The following is a 24,108-nucleotide window of genomic DNA, read 5'->3' on the forward strand; positions in this document are numbered from 1 at the left end:
GTCTGGCTGCTCATATTAGGCGGGCTGTTCCTGCTTTTCCGATCTGCCGAGCGAAACGGTCAATTGGCCTTCGCGGTTTCGCACATCGTGGAGTTGGTACACCAGGAACGAACTCGCCTCTTCGCATTTGCCTGCGTTGTATTAGCCTTGGCGCTTATCCGCGCCGTTCGCGGAAGCCGCCGGCGGAAGCAAGCCACGGCGTGGCAGAAAGCAGTCTATAACCCGAAAGAGTTCCGGCGAAAGCGGTAGGGAGGCGACGAATTTCTTGTGGACCCACGCGGCGACGCCAGCCGAGCGCAGCCGAGCGACGCGAGCTGTCACTTCTAGTTGCGCTCGCCATCCGTCAGTCTAGACACTCACAAGTGCCAGTCGGGGCATTCCAGATTGTGAGCCGGTGCTCCGCGCGCCAAGTCCTTCAGATGTTCGAGCTGCTTAATGCTATCGGCCCCGGCCTCGATGTAGTAATCGCTGAGCTTTCGGTCTGCCATCGCATTTCCGCTGAAAACCGGCCCCGCGAACGAAAGATCGGGCACATACTTCAGCCCCAATCGCTTCTTGATCCGAGCCGCTGCCTCATTCACTTTGTCGTCCTCTTGAAGGCGCTGCGGCAATTCATCGAATGCATCTCTTATAGCTGCGCTGTCCAACGGGGCTGCCCGCTCCGCGCTCGTTAGGATTGGCGTGAATGCCGTCCAATCGTATGGGAGTTTTCGCGCGTTCGATTGGCTAGCGTCACGGCCAATGTTGACTTTGCCGAGCCACGCGTACATACCGGCCACGCCCTCGGTCGGCAAGTCGTCGCGTGTGACATCAAGTTCGATGGCTTCAGCAACGCCAGCATCTGCCAAGTATTGAGCGGCAGATGCCGTCGTAGCGAACCAATCTTCGGGCTTTGCGGATGCTGACACGCGAATTTCTGCCTGCTCAAGCGTGTATCCATTGGTGAAGTTGTCATTGACTGCCAGCCTACAGATTCGGAATGGCAGGACGTGACCAATCTTCTTTCCCTCGGCAGCCGCTCGAGCCTGGTCGGACTGCGCGTTCGCGTTTCTGTTCGTCGCGTCCGCCGTCGCGTTTGGGTCGCCGTCTGCACGCGAGCACGCTCCCAGGGAGGCCATGGCGAGAAGCGCGACGGCAAATCCAATCCTTGTGCGAGTGCGTTCGCTCATCGCTTTTCCGAGGGCGTGCACGCAGTCGGGGTGACTACCTGCTTTGCGATAGACCGCGTTGATTCGAGGCCGCGCAGGTTTGTATGTTCAGTGATGGTGTATGTGGCAACCACCCATCCCTCGGGAGTCACTTCTTCGTATTCGTCGATTTCCGTCTGCCCCATCGTGCCTTTCGTGCGCGAGCGCACATGGCGCAGCTCATTAACGGAGGCAACGCCTAGTTCATCCTTTAGGCTCATAGTTCACTCTTTTTTCTGGTAATCCGCCTAGCGTTCTTATACGCACCTATTTCCCTATTCGTTCGACACCGTTCCAGATACGCGGAGCGCGTGCGCGAGCGCGGGAAGCATCCTCCATTTCCACTCGGGCGCGTCGATATCGCCCGGCTGGTCGCGCACGGCTTCGTCAGCGAGAGCGAACGTATATATCGGCGTACCGTCCTTTTTCTCCGCCACCTTCAGTGGATGCTGTTCGAGGATTGCCTTCCCTATCATTCCGTATTGCAAGTTCGCGCCAGTGTAAGACGCATAGCCCGCTGCAGCAGCAAGTTGGGTCGCAGTGATTGTGCGATCTGGCGCGTGATAATGCGCCTGAAGCATCCGAACTTGCGCGGCCGACAAGTTAGGAAGCACCGCCGCGAGTGCAGCCGTGTATCCAACATCAGCCTCCGTTCCTTGTCGCCGCGGTGTACCGAGTTCGTCATCGATAGCTCGACGTGCGACAGCAATCGCATCCTTCACGGTCCCGCCTAACATCTTGTGAACCGGCGAGTTGTCCTTCCACGCCCAGCAACGCGCGCCGTAATCGCTGGCCCGCGCTACGAGAACATATCCCCGGTAGTTCTCTGTCTTCTCGGTCATTTTTTGCCGTGTACCTCGTGATGGTTTCGACGATGTAGATGCCTTGACTCAGCACGTTTAACGGCCTCAGAACCATTTTCTTGAGGGAGTAGCCGTTGTTGCGTTCGCTCCTTGACTTCGCAAAGGGGTCGATAGGCTGGTTCATGACGCGAATGAATCCGCGTCGCTATCGTCACCTAAGCGAGGTCCCATGGAACCCAACAAGAAAGAACCCGTCGACGCGATCAAGCTGGTCAAGTCGCTCATCGACGTCATTCAAGCATCGTTTGCGACCGCATGGAAAGCGGTCCTGATCCTCGGCGGCGTTATCTTGGTCGCCTACTGTTACTTCGAAAGCATCGTGCCCGAGGGTTTGTCCCTCGGTGACGCCTTCTTCCTCGCGTCGGCTGCTTTTTCGTTCACATGCATCGCCGTCATCGGGGTCAGCTTCGGTGTTTTCGCAGCCTTATGGGCGCTTAAGCTCCTCGTCCTCGCCAACAATTTCCGGCTCAAGCGTCGCGGCCAGCCGCCCGGCTCCTCGCTGCATCCGGCTGTCGATAACCGGTCGACAGTGTTCATGTCGTTCCTCGTTGCGCTCCCTCTCGCCTATCTCCTCATTTTCGTCAGGGATCAGGCACCGGACGCGCGCATGCACGAGACGTTGATGTTCTTCGCCGCAGTGGGCGCGATCACCGCGATCCTCCTGCTCATCGTTCCCGCGAAGGCGCAGCGGAGCAACCATCGGCTCACCGTGAGCGTGCTCGCAATGGCCGTCTTCAGCATTCTTGTCGCGACGCGGCCCGCCATTCTGAATCTGGCGATGGCCAACCTCGGGGTGCGCTCAGCCCCCGGCCAAGTGGTTATTTTTTCCGACGCTGAGCACACGCAACTCGCCGCGATCGCAGCGGCCAGCGGTATGAAGGTCCAATTCTGCAAGTTGCCGACGACCGACAAATGGGGCACGCGCGACGCTCGCGCGGTCTGGCATGGCGTGGGTGGCAGTTCATACGTTCGGCTCTTCGACGAGACAACCGGGTCGCGAAACGTCCTCGTGCGGGCGAACCGCGCGGATGTGGAAATACTGCGGGGCGACCGTACAGGCTTTAGCTGCGCGCCCACGTTGGCTGCCGCTCCGGCCGGTAAGTCGTCATGACGCGCATCTACGCAACGCTGAGAAAGCGCTACACCACGGAGGCATTGAATGCCATGGGTTTCGTCAAGGACGGCGGACTGATGGTGAAGCGCGGGGCGATGCGTCGCATCCGCGCACAAGCATCGAGCCTTGACGGCGTGTGGTGGCGAGTGACCCCGCTCGAGCGTCGCTGGCGTTAGACAACCGCAGAAAACGAAAAGACGCTCAAAAACGCGCGTCTTTCCAAATCCGACACCCGTCAACGGCCGGTAGCCTTGTCTTCGCTCATGAAAGCGATTGCGCGACAAGCGCAACCGCTGCTGGCTCAATCGGCCGTTGCGCCATAAATGAAAACTCACGAATACAACGAGGAAACATGAAGCTCAAAATCATCGGCGTCGCCGCCCTGTCTGTTTTTGCCCTCTCCGCCTGCTCGGAAATGCAGATGGGTGCGCAATCCGCCAAGACGACGGCGACCGGTTCCACTGCTGGCGAAGCGTCGCAGAACGCAAACGCGGGCCTCCAACACTGCACCGCGCCGCTCGGCACGGTCGCCATCGTCGAGGATACGGAAGCGCCGTGGTACGGCCTTCTCACTGGTCAATACCAGCTCGGTTCGACGGTGCCCGTCCTGAAGCTGCTCGTTCAGCAAAGCAACTGCTTCGTGATCGTCGATCGCGGTCGCGCGCTCGGGACGGCGATGGGCGAACGCGCCCTGAACTCCTCGGGCGAACTGCGCAAGACCTCGAAGATGCACAAAGGCCAGATGGTCGCAGCCGACTACACGATCAGCCCGACTGTGACATTCAGCAACCGCGACGCGGGCGGTGGGGCAGCGGGCCTGCTCGCATTCGTGCCCGTGGTTGGCGGTGTGCTCGCCGGTGCCGCCGGCACGATGAAGGCACAGGAAGCGTCGACCATGCTGACGCTCGTCGATAACCGGTCCAGCGTCCAACTCGCGGCCGCTGAAGGGTCGGCGCGCAATGTCGACTACGGCATGCTCTCCGGCGTGTTCGCCGGCGGCTTCGGCGGCGCAGGCGGTGCGGGCGGCGGTGCTTATGCACGCACGGCGCAAGGCAAGGTCGTGGTCGCGGCATTCACCGACTCGCTCAACAACCTCGTTGGTGCGGTTCGCCAGTACCGCGCGCAGAACGTCAAGGGCGGCCTCGGCAACGGTGGCGCTCTGGTCGTCAACTGATCGAGCTTAAGGGCGGAAGGCAGCACATCGTTCCGCCCAGTTAAGGACCCGTTTAGGTTGGCCGTTATACCTGTCTCATCGAACCATCAAAGGAAGCTCACATGCGCCTCTTTCTCGCCATCATCATCCCGTGGCTCCAGTTCTTCACAATCGGCCGTCCGATCGCCGGAATCATCTGCTTTCTGTTGCAGATCACCCTGATCGGCTGGATTCCCGCCGCTATCTGGTCCGTTTTCGCACTCGGCCAGTACAAGACAGATCGCAAGATCGAGCGCGCGCTCGGTAGCCGCGCCTAAAGCATCTCTTATGGCCGCCGCCGGGCAGGAGCTTCGCGTCGGCCCTACTGTTAGATAGGTACGATGATGCGCTACGAATTCAACGCTGGACGGCTTCTGTTGAGACGACGGATTACGTGGCAGACGTTCAAGTACTCACTTCGCGAACGCCCAGTGGCCGTTGCCGGCCGCGCTGGTTGCTACGTCGTCGACCCGCATTTCGACGAAGAAACGATGCTGTGACCGTTCAGCGTCAAAGTTCGAGCTCTTCGCCCCCGTGTTTGGTGCCATCGACGACGCGACGTCTATGTCACATCACTCTCTCCACTCGCCGATGACAATCTCGCCTTCCACGTCATTGGCAGCCGCCACCTGACGCGCGACTGCCATCAGCTCGTCGTCAGTCAAAGTCGAATGCTCTTGCGTCGTCAGCAGCACGCCGACGCCATTCGAACCGACTTCCGGCGGAACATATGCCGCTCGATAAGTAGGCATCGCCTTTCTCCATGTTGTGGATACAAGTATCTTCTGCCTCGATCAGCCGCCGTCATCCGCAAGAAGGGATGCTTGCGCCAGATCAACGTTAGGCGTTGCCTTCGGCTTGGCGGTTCGGGGCGGCAGAGGAAACGGCTCCGCGTGCATCGCCTCAACCGGATAAAGCTGCAGGAACGAGCGCGCTTCGTCCGTGCTCTTGCAAGACAGCCAGTCTTCATATTCCGTCGGCGGGATGATGACAACCGACCTCTTTTCCGCTCCCGGCCTATGGAACCGCTTCATCAGCGGGTGATCGTCGGCGTTGACGGTCAACATCGTCATCGACAGGCTGGTTGAGCCATCGGCCGGATCTTTCCATGCACGCCAAAGCCCAGCGATCGCGAGCGGCGCGCCATCGGCCATGCCGATTCGCCAGCGCACTGCCTTGCCAGTCTCATAGTCCGGCTCGTAGAACCGGCGACAGGGGATCAGCGCGAATTGCAGCTTGTTCCAGGCGGTGCGAAAACTCGTCTTCTGGCCGACTGACTCGGAGCGGGCGTTCATCGTATCGAATGCTTTCACGCCCTGCGGAATGAACCTGCGCGGGACCATGCCGAACGTCGCGGCGTCAGTCAAATACTCACCGTCGACGCGGCGGAAGATCGGCGCAGCATAGTCCTTGTATATTTCCGGCTTGTAGTCGAAGTTCGGGACGGGAAACAGGCTGAAGACGTCGAAGCGGTCTTTCGGATTAGACTCGTAGCTGGTGCACACTTTTTCTCACCCTTCGTTGCCAGATTTTCATAGGTAACGGCTCGCCATACGCCCTGACTTTATCCTGTGAAGGCTTCTGGCGCCCGAGGCCGTGGCACCCATTTTGCATGAACTGCCCGTTGGCCATGCCGCCCAGCAGGTTCTAGCCGCTATTCAGCGGCATCGAGCGTGGCCGGCCAGATACCTGCGAGAGGTTCCTATGGCTGCCCGTTCGATCGCGTCGATGACGCTCAGTTTCGGTCTCGTTTCCGTGCCGGTGAAGGTCTATACAGCGACCGAAAGCAAGTCCGGCGTTGGCTTCAACCTGATGCACAAAGACTGCGGCACCCGGCTCAAACAGCAGTACGTCTGCCCGCACGACGGGAAGGTCGTCGAGCGCGCCGATATGGTCAAGGGCTACGAGTTCGAGAAAGAAAAGTACGTGATTTTCGAGAAGTCGGAACTGGAGGCGCTCGAGGCGAGCGCGAGCCACACGATCGACATCGTGTCGTTTGTGCCCACCAAGGCGATCGACCCGATTTACCTCGACAAGCCCTACTACCTCGCCCCCGACAAGCGCGGCGGCAAACCGTACCGGCTACTGCAGGAAGCCATGAAGGACAGCGGCACTTGCGCCGTAGCCCGCTGGACCTGGAAGGGCAAACAGCACATGGTGCAGGTGCGCGCCGGCAACGACGGTTTGATCCTCCAAACCTTGCTCTACGCGGACGAAGTCCGCTCCCAAGCCGATATTGGCATCGAAGAAACCGACATCCAGCCCACGGAACTGCAGCTCGCCGAGCAACTGATCGAGCAGTACCGCGTAGATAGCTACGACGCGGCAGCCTACAAGGATGAAGAGAAGGAACGCATCCTGGCCGAGATCGATAAAAAGATCGCGGGCAACAAAATCACCGCCGCGCCCGCCGTCGAACAGCCTGGGGCGCAAGTGATCGACCTCGTTGAAGCACTGCGCGCCAGTTTGAAGAGAAAGCCCGTCTCAGAACAACCGGCGGCGGCACCCCGCCCGGCGCGACAGACAGCCCGAGCGACCGCGCCCACGCCCGAACCGGCGGAGGAAGCGCCGGCCCCAAAACGCCGCTCAGTTCGCCGTGCGGCCGAAGATCAACCCGCACCAGCACGCAAAACCGGCACGAAGAGGTGACATGCCTGATCATGGCTACAGCCTCCGAGAAGTGCAGCGCATGCTGGGCGTCTCTCGGAGCGTCGTAGAGAAGCTGGTCGCGGCCGGTTTCGTCTCTCCAAGCGGCGAGCGGCGCGACTGGCGTTTTACCTTCCAGGACATTGTCATGCTCAGGACCGCGCACGCCTTGCGCGTCGCGGGCGTGTCGCCTTTGAAGATCGTCCGCGCACTCGATCACCTGCGCAACAGCTGGGGACATACAGGGTCGCTCACCGGTGTGCGCATTGCGGCCGTCGGCGACCGCGTTGCGGTGAGCGACGAGGCGAGCCGCCAGTGGGATGCCGAGACCGGTCAACTGCTGCTGGACTTTGACGTGAAACCCGCCGCACCAAACATCGCTTCGCTGCAGGCGCCGCTTGCAAACAAGGCTCGAGAAGTCGCCGCCGACCTCTTTCACCGTGCCCGCTCGCTAGAGGACGAGGACATTGACGCGGCCGAATCTGCATATCGGCAGGCGCTTGCCCGCGCCCCCGACTATACCGACGCATCGTTGAACCTTGGCGGCATCCTCGTCGACACCGAACGGTTCGACGATGCGATAGCGGTCTACCGCAACGCCCTTCGCTATCAACCGAACGATCCCGTATTGCTATTCAACATCGGCGTCGCGCTGGAAGATGCTGGGCGCTTCCGCGAAGCACTGCGGTCGTACGAGCTGTGCGTGGAGCACGCGCCCGACTTCGCGGACGCGCATTTCAACGCCGCGCGAGTCTACGAGGAACTCGGGGAGCAGGCAGGCGCGATCCGTCATTTCAACAGTTTCCGCAAGCTGCAGAAGCCGTAATGCAAGGAGGCAGTGTTGGTCATCGAATCCCTCTGGTTCCTGATCGTCGGGGCCCTGATGATCCTCATGGCAATCGGCCGCAAGTTTGTCGAGCGCTTGCCGATGACCGGTGCGATGGTCTATCTCGTCGTCGGCTTCTTGCTCGGCCCTGCATGCGCCGGGTTGCTGACCATCGACCTCCAACGTGATGTCACGCTCTTGCGCACGCTCACCGAGGCCGGTTTGGTTGTGTCGCTGTTCGCGATCGGAATGTACCTGCGGATCGATCTCTCGAATCCGCTTTGGCGCATAACGCTGCGCCTTGCCGGCCCGGCCATGCTGATCACCATCGGCGCGTTGTTCGTGGCGGCGCACTGGGGACTGGGGCTTGCCGCAGGACCTGCTCTGCTTTTGGCATCTGTGCTGGCGCCGACCGATCCTGTCCTTGCAAACGAATTGCGCGTCGAGGAAGCGGGCGATGATGAGCCCCTGCGCTTCGCCTTGTCATCAGAGGGTGGCCTCAACGACGGTGCGGCCTCGCCGATGGTCTACATCGCGCTCGCGCTTTGCGGTGTTCACACGCTCGGAAGCAGCAATCCGTGGACGTTTGCGCTTGCGATCGCATGGGGACTGGCGAGCGCCGTAATCATCGGATGGGCGTTGGGAACAGGCATCGTGGTCCTCGTGACCAGGCTGCGAACGCACTACGACCATGCGCTCGGTCTGGAAGGATTTCTGGCGCTTGGATTGGTTGCGTTGGCGTACGGAGCGACGCTCATTGTCGATGGCTACGCCTTCATCGCGGTGTTTATCGCAGGCGTCGCGCTACGCCGCCAGGAAATGAAGGCGACTGGCGAAAAGCCGCCGAACGAGGTATTGGAATCGGTTGAGCGTGGCCAGCGAGAAGAGGCGGCCAAGGACCCCGAACTGGCTCACGCCTACATTGCTGAGAACATGATGGGATTCTCGGTCGAAATGGAGCGCTTCGTCGAACTCGGCTTGATGGTCATCGTCGGCAGCGTCGTCTCCGCGCACTGGCAGGAGCTTCTCCACTGGTCCGCCATCTGGCCAGTCCTGTTTCTGTTCTTCGTCGCGCGCCCGCTGGGCAGCAGCCTCTCGCTTGTTGGCTCGTCGATGGATCGGCACCAGCGCGCGCTTTCAGGGTGGCTCGGCTTACGCGGCGTCAGTGCCTTTTATTACCTGCTGTTCTCGTCGGAAAAGGCAGGCAGCGCGACCGTCGCCAACCTGCTGCCCGTCATCCTTGCGGCGATTGTCCTTTCCGTCTTTCTACACGGTAGCAGCGCGACGATATTGCTCGACCGGTACCTGAGCAAACGGTATTCGGCCAGGAACAAGACTTGCTGGGCGGTTGGCAAAAGTGACCTCCGGAGAATGAGATGGCAGACCAGCACAAGCCCGGCGAGAAGGTGCAGACCTCGGGTATCTACAAGGTAGTGAAGGAAGGCGACGGCGAGTCGGAGTTTGAGGTGACGTGCGTCGAGGGCGAGCATTTTCCGCCGACCCGAAGCGGCAAAGGAGCACACTACGAGCTGGTTCACGCAGCGACCCATTCGCACAAGCACAGCGAGCTCGGCAGCGGCGACAAGTAGGACGTGAAATGTCTGGCCGCGACCGGCAGTCGGAGCCGACGCCGGCCAACAACCCCCAGCATCCGTCGCTGGCGAGGAGGCGCCATGTTCCGGTCGTACCTCATTGATCCTCTCTCGCGCACCGTTACGAAGGTGCGAGAAGGTTTCGACCGTGCCGAACAACTTCTCGGCACCGATCGGCACGACGTCGCCACGCTATGGACCGCCTCTTTTGACCCGCATTCGTCGGTCAATCTGGTTTCGGCGGACGAGGCCACCTTGGATGAACCGCTGTCGGAAACCGGCTTCAGCCTATTTTTCACATGCCACGGCACGAGGAAAGAGTGGCAAGTCACCGGCAAGGCGGTGCTCGTCGCGGGCGGCGATATCCCGACAGACATCGCTGAGCAAGTCGACACAGTCGCATCCGTCGAACGCGCAGTCGAATTCAAGTTGCAGATCGACGCCGAGGTTGTTGATTGGACCGAACATCCCCAGTTCTCCAACGGCCGGGTGGACGTGAGACGTGCGCAAGTCACGAGGGACACCTCCGATAACCGCAAAAGCGGGTCCTGAAATTCGGTGACCGGCCGTTTCGGTCCGACGGAGCCAGTCATTCCGCAGAACCGCGTGCAAGTCAGTCAGACAACGAGGGAGAGACAGACGTGGACATAGGAGAGTACCTTTCTCAAAAGTCGAAGGAATGCGCGCGACTCGAAAATGTTTTTTTGTACACCTCAGAGGTGTTTTATTTTATCGCCATTATTTCTAGCTCAGCTGCGACGATCATGGGAGCGCTCTCCACGGAAGAATTTGCAGTTCCCAAAATCGCGGTAGCTGTTGCCGCCGCGATTCCCGGGCTTTTTATAGCGTTTGATAATCGTTTTCGGTTAAGAGCGAGGTCAGACTGGAATGCTGTCTACAAGGTCCGTTATCAAGCGCTGCTGCGCCAGCTCGAAATAGAAGGTACCCCGGCAAAGGAAGTATCAGCGCTACTTTCGCAGTTGGAAGAAGAAATGGAGAAACAGTATCCGGTCCGGTCCGATAGCCTGACGCCGCTTAGTTAGAGCTTCCGGAACTTCGCTCCAAGCGAATGTTAAAGCGACGCAAAACGGCGCGATCACGCTGCTTGAACCCGAATTATTTGCTAGCACATTCGTAGATAGCGTCCGTTGAGATAGACGCTAGCGGAACGTCGCGCCGGTCCTTATATCGCTCCTGGATCGCCTTCACACGGGCGTTAGCCTCCTCACGGGTGCCCGTTCCCCGGCAGCCGTTGTCAGCGTAAATCTTCAGCATACAATCAACCACCGCAGGCTCCCCGCGATCCTTCCCTATGCAGGCGGCTTTCCACGCTGTGGGCTCGCATTGTGACACTGGTCGGAGATTGTTGCCCACTGTGAACATCGCGACATTACCATACTCGGACTTTAGGCCGAGTGGCGCGTATTTTTTTAAACGTGTCCGGTACGTCCTCAGCGCGACGTCCAGCTCTGCCTTCTTGAAATCCGGATCTTGCAGACCCTTCCTTAATGCCGCGTTAAATTCTTGGTCGCACGTCAGTGTCCCTTGTCGATTTGCGTTACATACCCAACGTGCATCGATGCAACCGTTCTTCATCGGCATTCCAAGCTTGCCAAAGACTTCGTTGAATCGTTCCCGGTTTCTTTTCTGATACGCTCCGAGTACGCTAGGCAAATTATCCTGTGTCCAGTCAAGAATTCCGAAGGTGATTCCGTCGAGCCCGAAATAGCCGTCGAATTGCTTTCGTCTGCAATGTTCCGTGACGGCGGAAAGAAAGCCGCCGAACGCTCCCGACCCTGGGCAAGTGGCAATCTGCTCGCATAATTTGTCTAGGCGCTCCGGGCTGGTATTGACCTTCATCCCGCAGGGCGACAGCCATACTGGCTTGCCCTTGCTATTAAGCCTATTTAATAACTTCCCGCCGTTTTCGCCCGTTGCGCGACATTCCACCATCGAAAGCCCGGGACAGCTCTGGGCGAGGGCCAGATTCTGGCCGGACAGCATTGTCACCAACCACGCAATCGTGCTCGGTCGAAATAACATACGCATCGCGAGTCCTTTCAGGGCGATTCTCTGGGTCCGTGTAGTCGCGTCGATGATTCGTCAGTTACGCGGGGCGCGTACTAGGCAAGCATCTAGACGGGATTTTCCACCCCATTGCTTGTATGCGCTTTCAGCAGCGGCGTTCGACTTTTCAGGATCTGAACTATCGTAGCTGCCAACACCGTGTCTCCGTCCGAAAAAAACCCAAAGAACGTTTGGTTGGTCTTGCGCACCCGCATAGCGCTCCGAATAAGCAATATCAGTCTTCTTAGGGAGACCGGCCACCGCTCTAGCAAGCGCGACACTTCCTTCGCCAATTCGTGGCCCTACATCCCCAACAATGAAGGGAACCGCGATCCCTTTCTTTCGATCAATGGCAACACCGTAGCTACCCATGGGTGCAAACGACGCGATCGATTTCGGCGCTACTGCGGCTTGAACGATAAGCGGGTCAACGTAGCGCTTTTGGTCACCACGATCGGTTATTGAAGGATCAAATAACGTCGTGGGCGAGACGAAAAAACCGGACGCACTCTTTATGGGCTTAACGTCGATGACTGCATGATGATTAATCTCAGCACGCCCCTCGCCCACTATTCCATACCAGTGGATAGCGCCTACCGAAGGGTCGTTCCAGCCTGCTGACTCAATCCGCGTTAGATCATCCATAAACCGGCCCGTACAGTATTGGCTCACCGCTGGATTGTAACTTTCGCCCGAAGGCAAATACACGCGCCCTGCATTACAAAGATGAATTAATGCACCGCCGCCTTTGTTAAGTCGGTGGTACCCCTTCCCTGAGCCGTCCACATTTATATTCATTTTCGCAAAGGCGATAAGCCCGCCGTCATCAAGTGCCCGAGACATACCTTGAACACCGAGACCGGTTTTAATGTCGCCCAAGCAATCAACCGCAGCGACATTCCCCGTTGCGCTGAGCGATGCAACCACAAAAATCAAAATCTTCCTCGGAATCACGAGAGCCCCCAAGGTATTACGCTTTCCTATCACCAATATTACTGAGCATTGTCAGTTATAGACTGAAAAACGCATATTGCCAAAATTAAGTGCTTTGGAATTGAGCGAAATCGGGCAGGCAACGCCGAACTAACATCGATCGTATTCGCCATCGATGGCGGTATTCCTCAGTCAATAATGTCTTTCTCATGCTGTGGTCACTGCTGTTCGGGAGCAGATTCGTCGCTACTTCGTGCCAACCGCGCGACGCATCGCCGCTGTAATCCCCTGCCGAGTGCGGTGATAGCCATCCCACGGATCGGCACGCAGGAAACGCATTCGCTGCGCCGCCTTCTTTATCGTCCACTGGTCCGCACCACGCACATCCTTCAGTTCGTCCCAGTGAATCGGCATTGAGACGCCCATGCCTGCGCGAGCGCGCGCAGAAAACGCAGCCGCCGTACTTGCGCCGTTTCCATTGCGCAGATAGTCGATAAAAATCTTCCCCACGCGATTCTTGGGACCAAGCACTGCGGAGAAACGCTCTGGCATTAGCTTTGCCATGTAGCGCGCAACTGCTTGCGAGAACGACTTGACCTCCTCCCAGCCCTGCCGGCGCGTGAGCGGCACGACGATGTGAAAGCCCTTGCCGCCGCTTGTCTTGATGAAGCTTTTGAGTCCGATCTCGTCGAGCAACACCTTGGATAGCGTCGCCGCATCGAGCATCATCTGCCATGAGAGCTCGGGGTCCGGGTCAAGGTCGAGGATGAAGCGGTCAGGATGATCGAGGTCCGGCTGCACGGCGTTCCAGCTATGCAGTTCGACGACGTTCATCTGGGCAAGGCCGATGAGCGCTTCGTGACGATCGACGACCAGCAGCGGCGGGTGGCGAGGATGCAGTTCGACCGGCAGCCGGGTAATGCCGGGGATCTTTGAACGCTCCTCGTGCTTCTGGAAGAATAGCTCGCCGTGGATGCCTTCCGGCGCGCGCACCAGCGAGACCGGCCTATCCTTAAGGTACGGCAACGCAAACTCCGCGATCTCGTCGTAATAGCGAACAAGGTCGATCTTTTTCATGCGTGTCACGTCGTCAATGACGCGCTCGGCGTTGGACACTTTCACGCCCGCGATGACGAGTGTTCCTGCCCGGCCGGGTGATACCCGCGTGGTTCCCTTCGCTTGAGGCAGGCTCTCAGGTTCGTCAACGTCGACAACCGTCTCTTCGGTCACGGCCGTCGCGGGTTTGTCCTCTCGCATGCCTTGGAAAACGGGATGGCGCACCTCGCCAGCAGGCGTCCATTCCAGGAATGACGCTTCAACGACGAGTTCGGGCTGCAGCCACAAGAAGTCGCGATCTTTCTCGCGCGGGGGCGGGTTGTAGAAAGCCGGATTGTCGCGAAGGAGCTTTGCCGCCTTCTTTTCGAGGTCGGCAAGCGGGCGCGGCTTCAGTTCCGCTTTTACGGTACCCGCAAACCGCAGACTGCCGTCTCGCTCGTGCACGCCGAGCATCAACGATCGCATCCCGCGCTTCGCGCCGGCTAGTCTCGTGTAGCCGCCGACGACAAACTCCTGGCGTTGTAAGCACTTGAGTTTTATCCAATCGGTCGACCGGCCCGAGCGGTACGGCGCATCGGCGCGTTTGCCGATGATGCCCTCGAGCCGCATGCGGCACGCGGACGCGAGCAGCGATTGCGGGTCCTCCGTGAATGACTCACTAAAGCGAATGCGCTCGCTCGATGTCTGTGCGATCAACTCGCCGAGTAGTTCTCTGCGCTGGGAGAGCGGCACTTCCCGCAGATCGCGTCCGTTGAGGAACGGGATGTCGAACGCGAAAAAGGTCAGTTGCGCCGTACTGCGGCGGTCAAACGCATTCTGTAGTGCGTTGAAGTCGGGCACGCCGCTCTCGGTGAGCACCACCACCTCGCCGTCAAGCCATGCATTTTCGACCGGCAATCCGTCCATAGCGGTCGCCAGCGTGCGCATCTTCTCTGTCCAGTCGTGTCCCCCGCGCGTGATGAGCTTTGCTGTGCCTTGCTCAACTCGGCACATCAGGCGATAACCGTCGAACTTGATTTCGTAGAGCCAGTCGCCGCTCGCGGGCGGCCGACGCGCGAGCGTCGCTAGTTGCGGAGCAATCGTCTCCGGCAATGGTTCATCAGCGGTTCGCCCGCCTCCGCTCGAGGAGCGCTTTTTCATGTGCTGACGGGAGCATCATCGATAACGCGAATCTGCGCTACCGGATAGAGCTGCGCGGCGAGGTCCAGCGCCTCTTGCTTTTGAGCCACGATCGTCACAAAGACTCCTCCCCGTCTGTGGGCATCGAGAACCTTAATGCGCCATCCAGCATGTTCGTTGCGCCGGACGCCCACCTCGTCCACCGGTCCATCACTGACCGTCATAGCGCGATACCCAAAGCGTATCGCCCAATCCGTGCGCAAAGTCCTCGCCCGTACTAGGCAACCCTTCCTAGAAGTTCTCTTCTATCCACGCCTTCGCCCATGCGATGGCGCGGTCATGCGCCGCGCGCTCAGTGTCGAAATAGCCGATATCGGAAAAGTGGAAGATTTGGCCGTCGGCCTCGTCTTCAGTCGGTTTGCGCTCAACCTCGCACCATGAGTGCCAGTGGTGGCCGCTTCGCTTAGGCCGAGAATCGATCGTCCAGTCACCGTACTCTATCTTCAGCGCTGAATCGTCTACGGCCTGCGGCTTGTCCGGCATTGGGAGCGTCATTGTCATCCGTGTAGTTTTTTCCAATTAGATTGTCGTAGTCGGTGCTCGCAGCACTAACAATCGCCCGCAGCATCCGGGTGAGTGCATCGTCGGGAGGCTTGCTTTCCACGATCACGCGGGCAGTGCGCAGCGAGATTGAGTGGGTTTTGTGCAAGCCTTTGCCGCCGCTCGTTTCAAAACGGAACCGGTGAATCTCGCCCGCCGACCCCGGCGAAGGATTCTCGTGGGAAACAATGGTCACTTTCATACTATCAAAGCCTTCGAGCGCTATCTACGACCCCGGAGCAACGATCGTGCTGGGTCATAAATCGCTCATATCGGAGTCTTCTACGCAATTTGTTCCTGTTTCTCCGTCATTTCGAGCCGTGGTGTTGCGTCCGGGCGGTGGTCCGCCAATGCAAGCCGACAGCGGAACGCCGCGTGCTCGACAGAAGATGCGATTCGCTCCACGGAGGAAGCAATGAACCCCGTCTTCAACGAAAAGACGCGCGACGGCGAAATCGCCCGTGCGTTAAACATGGCGTTGCACGCACTCAGCGTTCATTCGGGGGCGATGGTCCTATTGGACGACAGCGAGCCAGTCACCCTGAACTTTTCCCGGGAGACCGCGGCGATCCTGCGCGCCATGCAATTGCTGGGCGTGAACCCGGGGGAGACGCTGCCAGCGCCAAATCTCGACGATTACGATCTCGGAAAAAAAAACGTCCCAGGGTTTTAGCCCCGGGACGTGTTCACAAAGCAATGGGAGGCTAGGCCGCTTCAGCAAAAAGGCTTAATTGCGTCGGGTCGAATCCCAACAGCGCGTCGTGTGCGTCGCCGCCAATGGCGTTCGCGATCAGATGCGCATCCAGCTCGGCCGGCGTCAGGTTCAGACGCTGAGCGAGTCGTGAGAAGTACTGCCCCCGCTTGGCCATGTCCTGATACCGCTGGGCCATGCCGGTCGGCAACTTCACGATGCCCTCGTTCAGCCAGAAATGCGCTGAATCGATCGCGTCGCGATGCTGCGTGTCCAGCATGAATGCCGTGTCGTACGTGCAGGTGACGAACAAACACGCTGCTTCCGCATCGACGTCGAACTGCGACGTCTCCTCGAAATACACCGTCTGCTCACCGCCTGTCGTCCTCGCGTATCGCCCGGGCCGACCGGGATGCCGGTACGGGTTCCACTGCTCTGCATCGAACGAGCGCAACCCTGTCACCGGAGCTTCCTTGTCGTACTGACCCACCGGATACCAACCGTGCAGCACGATTTCCTTCTTCGGCAGGGATTCGAGCGTCGGGATCGGATAGCGACGCCCCAACACATTTACGTCGTGCCAGACCGCAAGCGCAGGAAACGCATGCGGCGCGTAGTGATGCATGGATAGGAAAAAGTCGATGGCCACCAACTGCTGCGGTGTCACGAACTCGAACTGCGGCTCGCACAGCACCCGGTTCTCTTCAGTGTCGGGAATCGAACCGGTAGTCAGTGCGCCAGAGTGCGCTTCTGCACGATCTCGCTCGGCGGCGTCGATACTCAGCAGCTTGCGCAGCAAATCGATGCGCGTCGCGTAGCTATAGGTGTCGGCCTGGATGCGCGTGTATCCCGCATCGCTCAGCGAACGCCCTATTAACTCCCGGCGCGACATGTCCCACTGGATTGCCAGCAGATAGTTCCGATAGTCGTTGAGCGGACGAAGATGTCCGTAGTGCTCATCTTCGATCATCGCCTCGAGCGACTTGTCACGGTCGCCAGAGACAAGACAAATTGCGCAGCCGAACCTCGATCCGCACGCGGCGCGGGCACCAGCATCGCCCACCACGACACCGCACGTTCCTCCGTTTCCTGCCCGGTAGATATCGGACAGGCGATGGATCGTGGCGGGTGCAATTGGCGACGGAAAGGTCAGGTCCCGAGCATCGGCCAGCAGCGCGAGCATCGTCCAAACATGATCGGACGTCCAGTCGCTGAGGGGAGAGATCGTAAGCGCTCCGGTCCTGCTTCTAACCGCTTGATCGGCGCTATCGCGTCTCTCAGCCATCGCGACCGCACGCGAGGTACTTTCGTCCCTGCGCAGCCCGAGCACCGTAATGACTTCGCGAGCACCGTCATCCGCCGCTCGTCGTTCAAGCAGTGTTCGAAGCCGACCTCCCGGCCGTACCTTCCATTCATCGGCGCACGGACGGGTACGTCTACCGTCGCGAACGCCATTCTCGGGCGTGCGTGCCAACGTACCGCGACCCATCGTTGAGACGACGAACTGGCTTGCCAACGACGGTGTCGTCACGTGGACCTGTACAGGCAACGCCGACGCTTCGATATACAACTGCAGCTCGTCCAGCACTGAGTGCAAGAAGTTTGCGATCGTAGGATTCTCGATTGTCGTGTCGGCCGACTGAACATGGTGGGTGATCGCCGTGCCGCCGGCACGGCGAATCGCCACAAGCATTAACACCAGGGTACATGTGCTGTCCTTGCCGCCCGAATAGGCGCAGCTCAGGCTATGCCCAAGTTCGATGTATCGCTGCATCACGCTGATCGCAGCTTCCATCTTCGAGAGAACTTCCTGTTCCATTTTTTTCGCTCCAGAAAAGTAGGAGCGGCCCTTTCGGGATGCGCTCCCGAAAGGGTTCAAAGGGTCAATGGTTAAATCAAATCAAGAGGTCGGCCGTCGCGCGTTGGGCCGCTTCGAGGCCATCGTGCGCTGCGGCGAACATGTCGGCTTGCCGCGTTGCACGATCCAGCCGCGGAAGCGTCTTCGCATACCGGCTCACGCTGGTACCGTCGAAGCTGTCAGCACCGGCGGCCGCACAAATGCGGATACGACGCGCCGAGTTCACGCGACCGACGTGCAAGTAGCAGTGACGCCGTCGCGCGAGGGACCCCCACACGTGCGCCGTCTGCTCCTTCCACTCCGTCGAACCGCCGACGAAGATGCCGACTGCGGGGACAGAAGCGAGGCGAGGTCGTCGACCTGCATACCGTTCTGAACGGCAATCAGCATCCGGCATGGCATTCCGCGCAAGCGCTCGAGCCACTTCAGCGAATAGTCGAGCGAGGCCATCCCGCCCATGACGATGTCCGGAAGGACGAGCCAATCGGCCCGCTCGCCGAGCCGTTCGACAGCAACCGAGAACGCGTACTCATCGAAGGGCCGGCCTTGCTGGTAGGCCGTCCAAGCGCCGTTATCCAACGCATAGCGATGAAAGCCCTCGGTACGCAACTCGCCCTTGGCCGAGACCAACAAGCGCCAGTCGGCGCCCTTCAGTGCGTCCAGGTTGCGGCGGGTGCCAGTGCGACTCGCATAACCGACGATCGGCTGCCGATGCATGGCGATCCGCTCTTCGATTTCCGGGTCATCGTCAGCAGATCCGTCGACTCCGTAGTACTCGGCGTAGGACATGAATGCTTGCGCGTAGCCGGTCTTCTGGCCACTGGCGTATTGCTCCAGCCACGGCGGCGTCATTGGCGCACCCCGTTTTGGGGTTGCACTCTCCCGCCGATGACCAAGAACACTTTCGTATCGACGTTCCGGACCCACGGGCGAACTTCACCCGCGTGCGTCTCTGTGCCGGCGATATAGCCAATCGCCGCTTCGAGGTTGGCGAACTGCTCCGGCGATGCGCCCAGCTTGGCTGCTTCAAACATAACAACACTCCACAAAAAGAACGCGGAGCGACCCCAGCGGGCCGCTTGCCCGCAAGGGTTGAGAAAAGAAGGTAGGGGCGATTTGTGCCGCTTACTCGATCAGCTTGACGCTCTGCCACCAGCGACCGCCCGAAGGTAGGTCTCTGACGAAAGAGAAGTTCTCCGCTTCATCGCGCGTGAGCTCGATCGCACCGCCCTTCAAGATGGCGGTCTGGAGATAGACGACATTCGCGAGGGCGAGCACGCCGTGCTGTTCGGCGATGCCGGTCAGCGTCTCGACGGCATCCAGCAGTTCTGCATGAAACTGCTTCGCGTCAGCGGCGAGCCGCAGCGACACGTCCGCGTCGCTAAGCGCCCCCAACACCGCATCACACTGAGCTTGCGGGTCGTCAGGCCCGTACTGCTCGGGCTTGATCCAGCTTCGGATCACCATGTCGTTGACTACGTCGTCGACGAAATCAGTGCAGGAATAGGCCATGGAAGGCTCCAGTCAAGAAGTGAAAGACAAAAAGCCGGGGTCAGATGCGACGCAGACGGCCGTTTTCGAACGCGGATGTGCGACGCAGGTACGGCGGGCGCGGCGGCTGCGATTGAGCAGTAGCCGGTGCGGCTTGCTGCGATTGTGGCTGGTGAGGCACCGCGTTCGAGTGAGACGGACTACCGGCTGCCGCAAGCAGCAGCATCAAAAGGTTTGCCATATGAGATAGCGCCGTAGGGCGCGAGAAAGGAGGGAAACGGGAAAGCGCCCCTTGCGGGGCAACTCCCCACAAGGGTTGATGAAGAACTCAGGCGGCAAGCGCCTGTACGTCGATGACCGCGTCGGCTTCCGCGACAAGGTCGGGCGTCTGCGAGATGAAAAACTCTCGCTGATACCCGCCTTGGCGCAAAACCTCACGCTTCATTCGCATGAACTGCACTTTGCGCTCCGGATCGAGCGGGCCGTCTGACTCGTCGCTGAACAAGGTCTGATAAGGCTGACCAGTGTTCTGCGCGAGATACAGCGCGATGCCCCGCGTGAGGCACTCGTTGATCCAGACCTTCTGACCGCCGGACATAACGGAGACCGACTTGCTGCTGTCGGACTCGGCGTCGTGAACGAGGATCTCGAAGCCCTCCCGCAGTTCACCGCTCGCGAGCGTGCGCTGCGTTCGGATCTCCACCGTGAAGCGCATGCCATAACAAGCCAGCAGTAGCTCGTTGACGGTATGCGTGAGCGCCGGGCCTGCGTCATCGATGGTCAGCGCGATCACGCCGTCGTTGCCCAGGCCCTTAGCGAGCAGCTTCCACCGCGCGATCTCGTCGGAGAGGCGATCGGCACGCGACTGCGTAGCCGAAAACTTCTCCAACTCCAACGCCAGCGCTTCGGCTTCGGCCTGCAGGACACTTTGTGAGCGGATCGATTGCTCGATCCGGCCATCAAGTGCCGCGACGGTCTCCCGATTCGCTGCGATGTCACGGTCCAGCTTCGCAATCGCGGCGGTCACATCGACGGCGGCCAGTCGCCCGACCTCCTCGGTAATGCGGACAAGCTCCGCTTCCATACGCGTCTTCTCAGACTGGTACTTCGCGGTTCGTGCCGTACTTTCCTCAGTGATCGAGCGCAGTTCGGCTTGCGCCGCCTCGAGTCCCGATACGGCGGCATCCAGCAATGGCTTAGTGGCAGCAAGCTCTGCCGCCGCCTGCAAGGCACGGCGAAGTTGCGCGGCCGCGTCCGTGATGGCGAGCATCTCGACACGCTTCGCTGCCAACTCGGCCGGCACGAGAGCCAAGGCATCGGCTTGCGCTTTCTTCTCGCGATACTCCGCGCGAAGATTGGCGACCGACACCCGCTGAACCTCCGCTTGTGCTTTCGCCTGCAATGCTTGAGTGAGGAGCGGACATTGCGCGTGCATCGAATGACCGACGCACGGCACCTGATCCACCACCGCTGCCTGCTTGCTCAACGTGTCGAAGTGGGCGGCTTTCGTCGTGCCCTGGCTCATCAAACCGGTAAGCGTCGCATCGAGTGTGGTCAACGTCGCGCGTTTGACCTCCAAATCGGCAAGGTCGCGCTGCAGAGGAGCAAACCTCGCTTCCTCACGCGCAATCGCCAACTCGGCCTCCTCGCGCTTCGCTGCCGCACCCAGGATCGCTTCACGGCGAGCCAGCGTTGCTTGGTGCGTGGCCACCGTACGACTCAGCGCGGCGACGCGTTGCTGGCAGCGAACCGCTGCTGCTTGCTCGTCGTCGGCCGCGCTTTCCACGGCACGGCCCAACTCGTCGCGGCGAACGCCCAGCTCTCGCAGGCGCGCCTCGGTCGTGGCCGATTCACTCTGCTTCGCCGCAAGCGTTGCCCGCTCCTGAGTCAGCTTGCTCGCCTGCTCAAGCGCGGCATCGCGTTGCTCCCGAGCGGCACGCAAGGTGCTGCCCTGCGCGACGATCGACTGCTCAGCGTCCGCTTTGCGTTGCCGCTTTCCGGCGAGCGCACCAAGCTCTGACTGGATGCCTTCGAGCGACTTGCCGAGCACCTTCGCGACGTCACCGGCTTTCGCCGACAATGCCTTCAGGTGGTCGATGCCAAGGAGTTCGGCCAGCAGCGTCTTGATTTCGCCCGCACCGTAGGACGCGAGCGGCCGCCGGTTCTGAGCCGAGAACACGCTCGTGAAGAACGTCTCCAACGAACCGTTGATCGCTTCGACACAGCGGTTATACGACTCCGCCTTGCCGTCCGACACCGTTCCGTCAGGCAGCGACACCGGACGCCACGTACCGTCGACGCCGCGATAAGCAAGGTAATACTCCGCCTTGCCTGTCTTGCCGGGCTTGCGGAACGTGAAGGACGAGCGATAGCGGATGCCGTCGTGCTCCCATTCGAGTTCTTTCAGCGCACTGGTGCCACAGATGTGATCCCAGTACGAAAAGGCGTCGACCGACAGCTTCGAGGCACGCGACGGCATGATCGGATACGGATGTAAGTTGTCCATGATCGTGGTCTTGCCCGCCCCGTTAGGGCCGGTCAAGGCGATTAGGCCATCCGGCAACGCTTCCAGATCGAGCGTCACGCTCTCGCGCTTCATGCCATCGCGCACGCCCACGAAGCCTTCCAGTGTCAGTTTCAGAGGCCGCATGACAGATCCTCCGACACGCTCATCGACACGGACATCGCGGCCATCTTCGAGTAGAACGCGTCGTCGTCCTCGTTGGGAAACGGCTCGTTCATGACGATCGACGGCACCGCGTGCACCGCTGCTTTGGGCGCTTGAAGCGTTCCGTCTAGTGCGGCCGCCACGTTGTCACAGACTCTGCCGAACTCGCGACGCGCGCTCGTCAGAAGCACAGACCAACCGCTATGCCCGGTGAGGCTACGGATCTCGGCAGCAGACCACTGGCTTGCATAGCCTTCCTGATACGACCATAGAAGGTGCTGCATTTCAACGGTCGGCGTCACTGCAACCTCGCACGCGCCGGGCGTTGTGGCGAGCAGCAACAGCGTCTGACCGAACTGCGCCAGCACTGCGCCGCGGTACTGGCCGAACGGCTGGTGCTGAATGGCAGCGGTAAACCCAGCCAAATCGACTAACGACTTTTGAAGATCACGCGATGAGCGGTCGCCCAACGCAAAAGTGCGGACCCAGTTCGGGCCAGCGGGATAAAGACCAAACATGATGCACTCCGTATGGTGGGCGGAGTGCGGCCCCGGTAGGGATCGCTCCCCGCCAGGGTGGAAAAAATGAACTGCTAGAGAAAGGTCCTGCTACTACGAATCGATGCGTCAAAGACGCGGTGAAATTTCTGTTTCGATAGCGACGATGACAGTCGGCTATCGGAACACGGCTTGCGTGTTCGGGCAAAGGAGCCGTACTGGCCTCCCCCGCATGCGTGGCTACCTACGCCGCGAACAAATCATCGTTAAGCCATGAAAGCTGACTTGCTGAGGCCGACTCGACGATTTCACCCGTCGCATCGGGCATTGGCAATGCCGCTTCCCCAGCGTCGTCACGCGCTTCGTGAAGAGTCTTCAGCGCAGGCTCCGCGATGGTTGACAACGCAGGCAGCGGATCATCTGCGAACGGTTGCGCCAGGTCTGCTTCGGTTAGTCGAGCCAAAACGCCAGCGGCGATCGCTTCTGCGTCCCCGGTTTCAAGCAACTGCAGCCGCTCCAGCAACGGCGCCGGAGCGACGTCCGTGTGCTCGCACCAGCGCTCGAGCTTTCGATCAATCGACGTTTCGAGGCTGATGCCTTGGGCGCGTGAGCGGACAACGGGAAGAATGCGACCTTCGACCTTCAGCTCTGCCGCATTGGCGAACAGCGCCGCGATCGCGTCACGGTCCACTGACTGTTTGTGCTCTTCGTCGACCTGCCAACGAACTCGCACGAACTTGTCGGTCGCATCGAGCGCGATTGCCGTCAGGCGTTGCATGTCGGGCGGTCCGTCAAAGTCGACGCAGATCGTCTGTCGCGAAGGCGTAACGACCAGATCGGCTTGTGCGCTTCCCACCTCAACATTCCACATGAGAAAGCCTTTGTCACCTTCCTCACCGTAGTGGAATCGCCCGATGGAACCGGGATAGGCCACGACGCGGCCCGCTCGCTCCCACTGCTGCGCCTTGTGGATGTGTCCAAGCATGAAAGCATCGCATTCAGCCTCGAACAGGCTGCCAAGCGAAAACTCATGGTCGAACCCCGCCATCGTCACGCCGTGTTCGGTCATACAACCGTTGACCGTGCCATGGGAGACCCCGACAGTTCGAATGCCTGCGGCGCGAAGCTGCTGGTTGACGCGCCCGGCAGCGGCCAGATAGTCACCTAGCACGGCTTCAAGACCCGTCCCGGCTTCCTTGGCACCAACGGCGGCCGCCAGTTGCCCCTTGTTGACCGTGGGCAAACAGGTGAACACGACATCGGCGCCGATAGCGAGCACTTCCCGTAGCTCCTCGTCGGAGTACACCGGACCGCTCGAGGGATAGAACCGTCCTTCATGCAGGCTTACCTGCTGAACACGTTCCGCCACATAGATCTGATGCGTTGTCGCCATCAGTTCAAAGTTGCGTAGCGTGCCAGGCGGCTCATGTGAGAACGTGCCCTGCAGCATCAGGACCGGCATACTGCCGCTCAGCCCATTGATGCGCCGTGCGAGGCGGTTCAACGAAGGCGCATGGGCGTCGAGGCGATGGTCCGTCGCGTCACCCGAGATCACCGCGACATTGGCGTGCGAGAGAACGGCGTGGTCGATGGCAAAGCCAAAACACCGGTCCGACTCTTCGACGTTGCCTGGGGCGTAATGCAAGTCAGAAAAATGAGCGATTTTCAAAGTCGCCTCCTAAAAATGAAAAAGGCCACCCGAAGGTAG

28 protein-coding genes are annotated in these 24,108 nt (G+C 60.0%); 11 read left to right on the forward strand and 17 right to left on the reverse strand.

The window, feature by feature from the left end:
• Positions 1-356: 356 nt before the first annotated feature.
• From QCE48_RS29360 to QCE48_RS29370, 3 genes are read right to left on the reverse strand one after another with little or no spacing between them, the layout of a single operon-like run.
• Positions 357-1,169 carry a hypothetical protein gene (locus QCE48_RS29360; RefSeq protein ID WP_309788799.1) on the reverse strand — a complete coding sequence of 271 codons (813 nt, stop codon included), beginning with the start codon at positions 1,167-1,169 and terminating at the stop codon, positions 357-359.
• Entirely contained in the window at positions 1,166-1,408 is a 243-nt protein-coding gene (locus QCE48_RS29365; RefSeq protein WP_074169375.1) for a hypothetical protein, read from the reverse strand. The genes QCE48_RS29360 and QCE48_RS29365 overlap by 4 nt, the downstream gene beginning before the upstream one ends.
• A 54-nt stretch (positions 1,409-1,462) precedes the next feature.
• Positions 1,463-2,029 carry a hypothetical protein gene (locus QCE48_RS29370; protein ID WP_061168020.1) on the reverse strand — a complete coding sequence of 189 codons (567 nt, stop codon included), beginning with the start codon at positions 2,027-2,029 and terminating at the stop codon, positions 1,463-1,465.
• A gap of 190 nt (positions 2,030-2,219) precedes the next feature.
• On the opposite strand from QCE48_RS29370, the gene QCE48_RS29375 reads away from it, so the two are divergent.
• The 4 genes from QCE48_RS29375 (at position 2,220) to QCE48_RS29390 (ending at position 4,634) form a co-directional block, all read left to right on the forward strand.
• Positions 2,220-3,161, forward strand: coding sequence for a hypothetical protein (locus QCE48_RS29375; RefSeq protein WP_309788800.1), 942 nt, complete (start codon positions 2,220-2,222; stop codon positions 3,159-3,161).
• Positions 3,158-3,340 carry a hypothetical protein gene (locus QCE48_RS29380; protein WP_309788801.1) on the forward strand — a complete coding sequence of 61 codons (183 nt, stop codon included), beginning with the start codon at positions 3,158-3,160 and terminating at the stop codon, positions 3,338-3,340. Before QCE48_RS29375 ends, QCE48_RS29380 begins: the two co-directional genes overlap by 4 nt.
• Before the next feature lie 176 nt (positions 3,341-3,516).
• Positions 3,517-4,338 carry a CsgG/HfaB family protein gene (locus QCE48_RS29385; protein WP_309788802.1) on the forward strand — a complete coding sequence of 274 codons (822 nt, stop codon included), beginning with the start codon at positions 3,517-3,519 and terminating at the stop codon, positions 4,336-4,338.
• A 101-nt stretch (positions 4,339-4,439) separates the two neighbouring features.
• Complete coding sequence (locus QCE48_RS29390) at positions 4,440-4,634, forward strand: hypothetical protein (protein ID WP_035510755.1); 195 nt, start codon at positions 4,440-4,442, stop codon at positions 4,632-4,634.
• A 294-nt stretch (positions 4,635-4,928) separates the two neighbouring features.
• On the opposite strand, the gene QCE48_RS29395 is transcribed toward QCE48_RS29390, so the two are convergent.
• Both QCE48_RS29395 and QCE48_RS29400 read right to left on the reverse strand, forming a co-directional pair.
• Positions 4,929-5,108 (reverse strand): hypothetical protein, encoded by a 180-nt coding sequence (locus QCE48_RS29395; protein ID WP_309788803.1) that lies wholly within the window; start codon positions 5,106-5,108, stop codon positions 4,929-4,931.
• Between the two features lie 42 nt (positions 5,109-5,150).
• The gene (locus tag QCE48_RS29400) at positions 5,151-5,861 is read right to left on the reverse strand and encodes an SOS response-associated peptidase family protein (protein ID WP_309788804.1); all 711 of its coding nucleotides are present in this window, start codon (positions 5,859-5,861) and stop codon (positions 5,151-5,153) included.
• Positions 5,862-6,060: 199 nt separating this feature from the next.
• Between QCE48_RS29400 and QCE48_RS29405 the strand changes: the two genes are divergently transcribed.
• The 6 genes from QCE48_RS29405 to QCE48_RS29430 all read left to right on the forward strand — a co-directional run bounded on the left by QCE48_RS29405 (position 6,061) and on the right by QCE48_RS29430 (position 10,463).
• Positions 6,061-7,005 (forward strand): Ku protein, encoded by a 945-nt coding sequence (locus tag QCE48_RS29405; RefSeq protein ID WP_309788805.1) that lies wholly within the window; start codon positions 6,061-6,063, stop codon positions 7,003-7,005.
• Position 7,006: 1 nt separating this feature from the next.
• Positions 7,007-7,828, forward strand: a complete 822-nt coding sequence (locus QCE48_RS29410; RefSeq protein ID WP_309788806.1) for a tetratricopeptide repeat protein — start codon at positions 7,007-7,009, stop codon at positions 7,826-7,828.
• A 12-nt stretch (positions 7,829-7,840) separates the two neighbouring features.
• Positions 7,841-9,262, forward strand: coding sequence for a cation:proton antiporter (locus QCE48_RS29415; RefSeq protein WP_404983471.1), 1,422 nt, complete (start codon positions 7,841-7,843; stop codon positions 9,260-9,262).
• The gene (locus tag QCE48_RS29420; RefSeq protein WP_309788808.1) at positions 9,205-9,417 is read left to right on the forward strand and encodes a YjzC family protein; all 213 of its coding nucleotides are present in this window, start codon (positions 9,205-9,207) and stop codon (positions 9,415-9,417) included. Before QCE48_RS29415 ends, QCE48_RS29420 begins: the two co-directional genes overlap by 58 nt.
• An 84-nt stretch (positions 9,418-9,501) precedes the next feature.
• The gene (locus tag QCE48_RS29425; RefSeq protein ID WP_309788809.1) at positions 9,502-9,972 is read left to right on the forward strand and encodes a hypothetical protein; all 471 of its coding nucleotides are present in this window, start codon (positions 9,502-9,504) and stop codon (positions 9,970-9,972) included.
• An 89-nt stretch (positions 9,973-10,061) separates the two neighbouring features.
• Complete coding sequence (locus QCE48_RS29430; protein WP_309788810.1) at positions 10,062-10,463, forward strand: hypothetical protein; 402 nt, start codon at positions 10,062-10,064, stop codon at positions 10,461-10,463.
• 73 nt (positions 10,464-10,536) lie between these two features.
• Here the strand turns inward: QCE48_RS29430 and QCE48_RS29435 are convergent, their stop codons facing one another.
• From QCE48_RS29435 to QCE48_RS29455, 5 genes are all read right to left on the reverse strand, one after another.
• Positions 10,537-11,469, reverse strand: coding sequence for a hypothetical protein (locus QCE48_RS29435; RefSeq protein WP_309788811.1), 933 nt, complete (start codon positions 11,467-11,469; stop codon positions 10,537-10,539).
• 54 nt (positions 11,470-11,523) lie between these two features.
• Entirely contained in the window at positions 11,524-12,441 is a 918-nt protein-coding gene (locus QCE48_RS29440; protein WP_309788812.1) for a hypothetical protein, read from the reverse strand.
• Between the two features lie 225 nt (positions 12,442-12,666).
• A complete protein-coding gene (gene ligD / locus QCE48_RS29445) occupies positions 12,667-14,616 on the reverse strand; it encodes a DNA ligase D (protein WP_309788813.1) in 1,950 nt (649 codons plus the stop codon).
• Positions 14,613-14,819, reverse strand: a complete 207-nt coding sequence (locus QCE48_RS29450; RefSeq protein WP_309788814.1) for a hypothetical protein — start codon at positions 14,817-14,819, stop codon at positions 14,613-14,615. Before QCE48_RS29450 ends, ligD begins: the two co-directional genes overlap by 4 nt.
• Positions 14,820-15,082: 263 nt before the next feature.
• The gene (locus QCE48_RS29455) at positions 15,083-15,397 is read right to left on the reverse strand and encodes a hypothetical protein (RefSeq protein ID WP_309788815.1); all 315 of its coding nucleotides are present in this window, start codon (positions 15,395-15,397) and stop codon (positions 15,083-15,085) included.
• A gap of 213 nt (positions 15,398-15,610) precedes the next feature.
• Between QCE48_RS29455 and QCE48_RS29460 the strand changes: the two genes are divergently transcribed.
• On the forward strand, positions 15,611-15,868 hold the full coding sequence (locus QCE48_RS29460; protein ID WP_061168007.1) for a hypothetical protein: 258 nt from the start codon (positions 15,611-15,613) through the stop codon (positions 15,866-15,868).
• A gap of 31 nt (positions 15,869-15,899) precedes the next feature.
• Here the strand turns inward: QCE48_RS29460 and QCE48_RS29465 are convergent, their stop codons facing one another.
• The 7 genes from QCE48_RS29465 to QCE48_RS29495 form a co-directional block, all read right to left on the reverse strand.
• On the reverse strand, positions 15,900-17,705 hold the full coding sequence (locus QCE48_RS29465; protein ID WP_309788816.1) for a phosphoadenosine phosphosulfate reductase family protein: 1,806 nt from the start codon (positions 17,703-17,705) through the stop codon (positions 15,900-15,902).
• Between the two features lie 261 nt (positions 17,706-17,966).
• Positions 17,967-18,596 (reverse strand): hypothetical protein, encoded by a 630-nt coding sequence (locus QCE48_RS29470; RefSeq protein ID WP_309788817.1) that lies wholly within the window; start codon positions 18,594-18,596, stop codon positions 17,967-17,969.
• Positions 18,593-18,778 (reverse strand): hypothetical protein, encoded by a 186-nt coding sequence (locus QCE48_RS29475; protein ID WP_061167999.1) that lies wholly within the window; start codon positions 18,776-18,778, stop codon positions 18,593-18,595. Before QCE48_RS29475 ends, QCE48_RS29470 begins: the two co-directional genes overlap by 4 nt.
• A gap of 91 nt (positions 18,779-18,869) precedes the next feature.
• Positions 18,870-19,256: a hypothetical protein gene (locus tag QCE48_RS29480; RefSeq protein ID WP_309788818.1), complete on the reverse strand. Its 387-nt coding sequence runs from the start codon at positions 19,254-19,256 to the stop codon at positions 18,870-18,872.
• Positions 19,257-19,563: 307 nt separating this feature from the next.
• Complete coding sequence (locus QCE48_RS29485) at positions 19,564-21,885, reverse strand: SMC family ATPase (protein WP_309788819.1); 2,322 nt, start codon at positions 21,883-21,885, stop codon at positions 19,564-19,566.
• Positions 21,873-22,421 carry a hypothetical protein gene (locus QCE48_RS29490; protein WP_309788820.1) on the reverse strand — a complete coding sequence of 183 codons (549 nt, stop codon included), beginning with the start codon at positions 22,419-22,421 and terminating at the stop codon, positions 21,873-21,875. The genes QCE48_RS29485 and QCE48_RS29490 overlap by 13 nt, the downstream gene beginning before the upstream one ends.
• Positions 22,422-22,644: 223 nt before the next feature.
• Positions 22,645-24,069 (reverse strand): metallophosphatase family protein, encoded by a 1,425-nt coding sequence (locus QCE48_RS29495; protein ID WP_309788821.1) that lies wholly within the window; start codon positions 24,067-24,069, stop codon positions 22,645-22,647.
• Positions 24,070-24,108: the final 39 nt, after the last annotated feature.

The organism is Caballeronia sp. LZ024 (assembly GCF_031451455.1).
In the GTDB taxonomy this organism is placed as follows: Bacteria; Pseudomonadota; Gammaproteobacteria; order Burkholderiales; family Burkholderiaceae; genus Caballeronia; species Caballeronia telluris.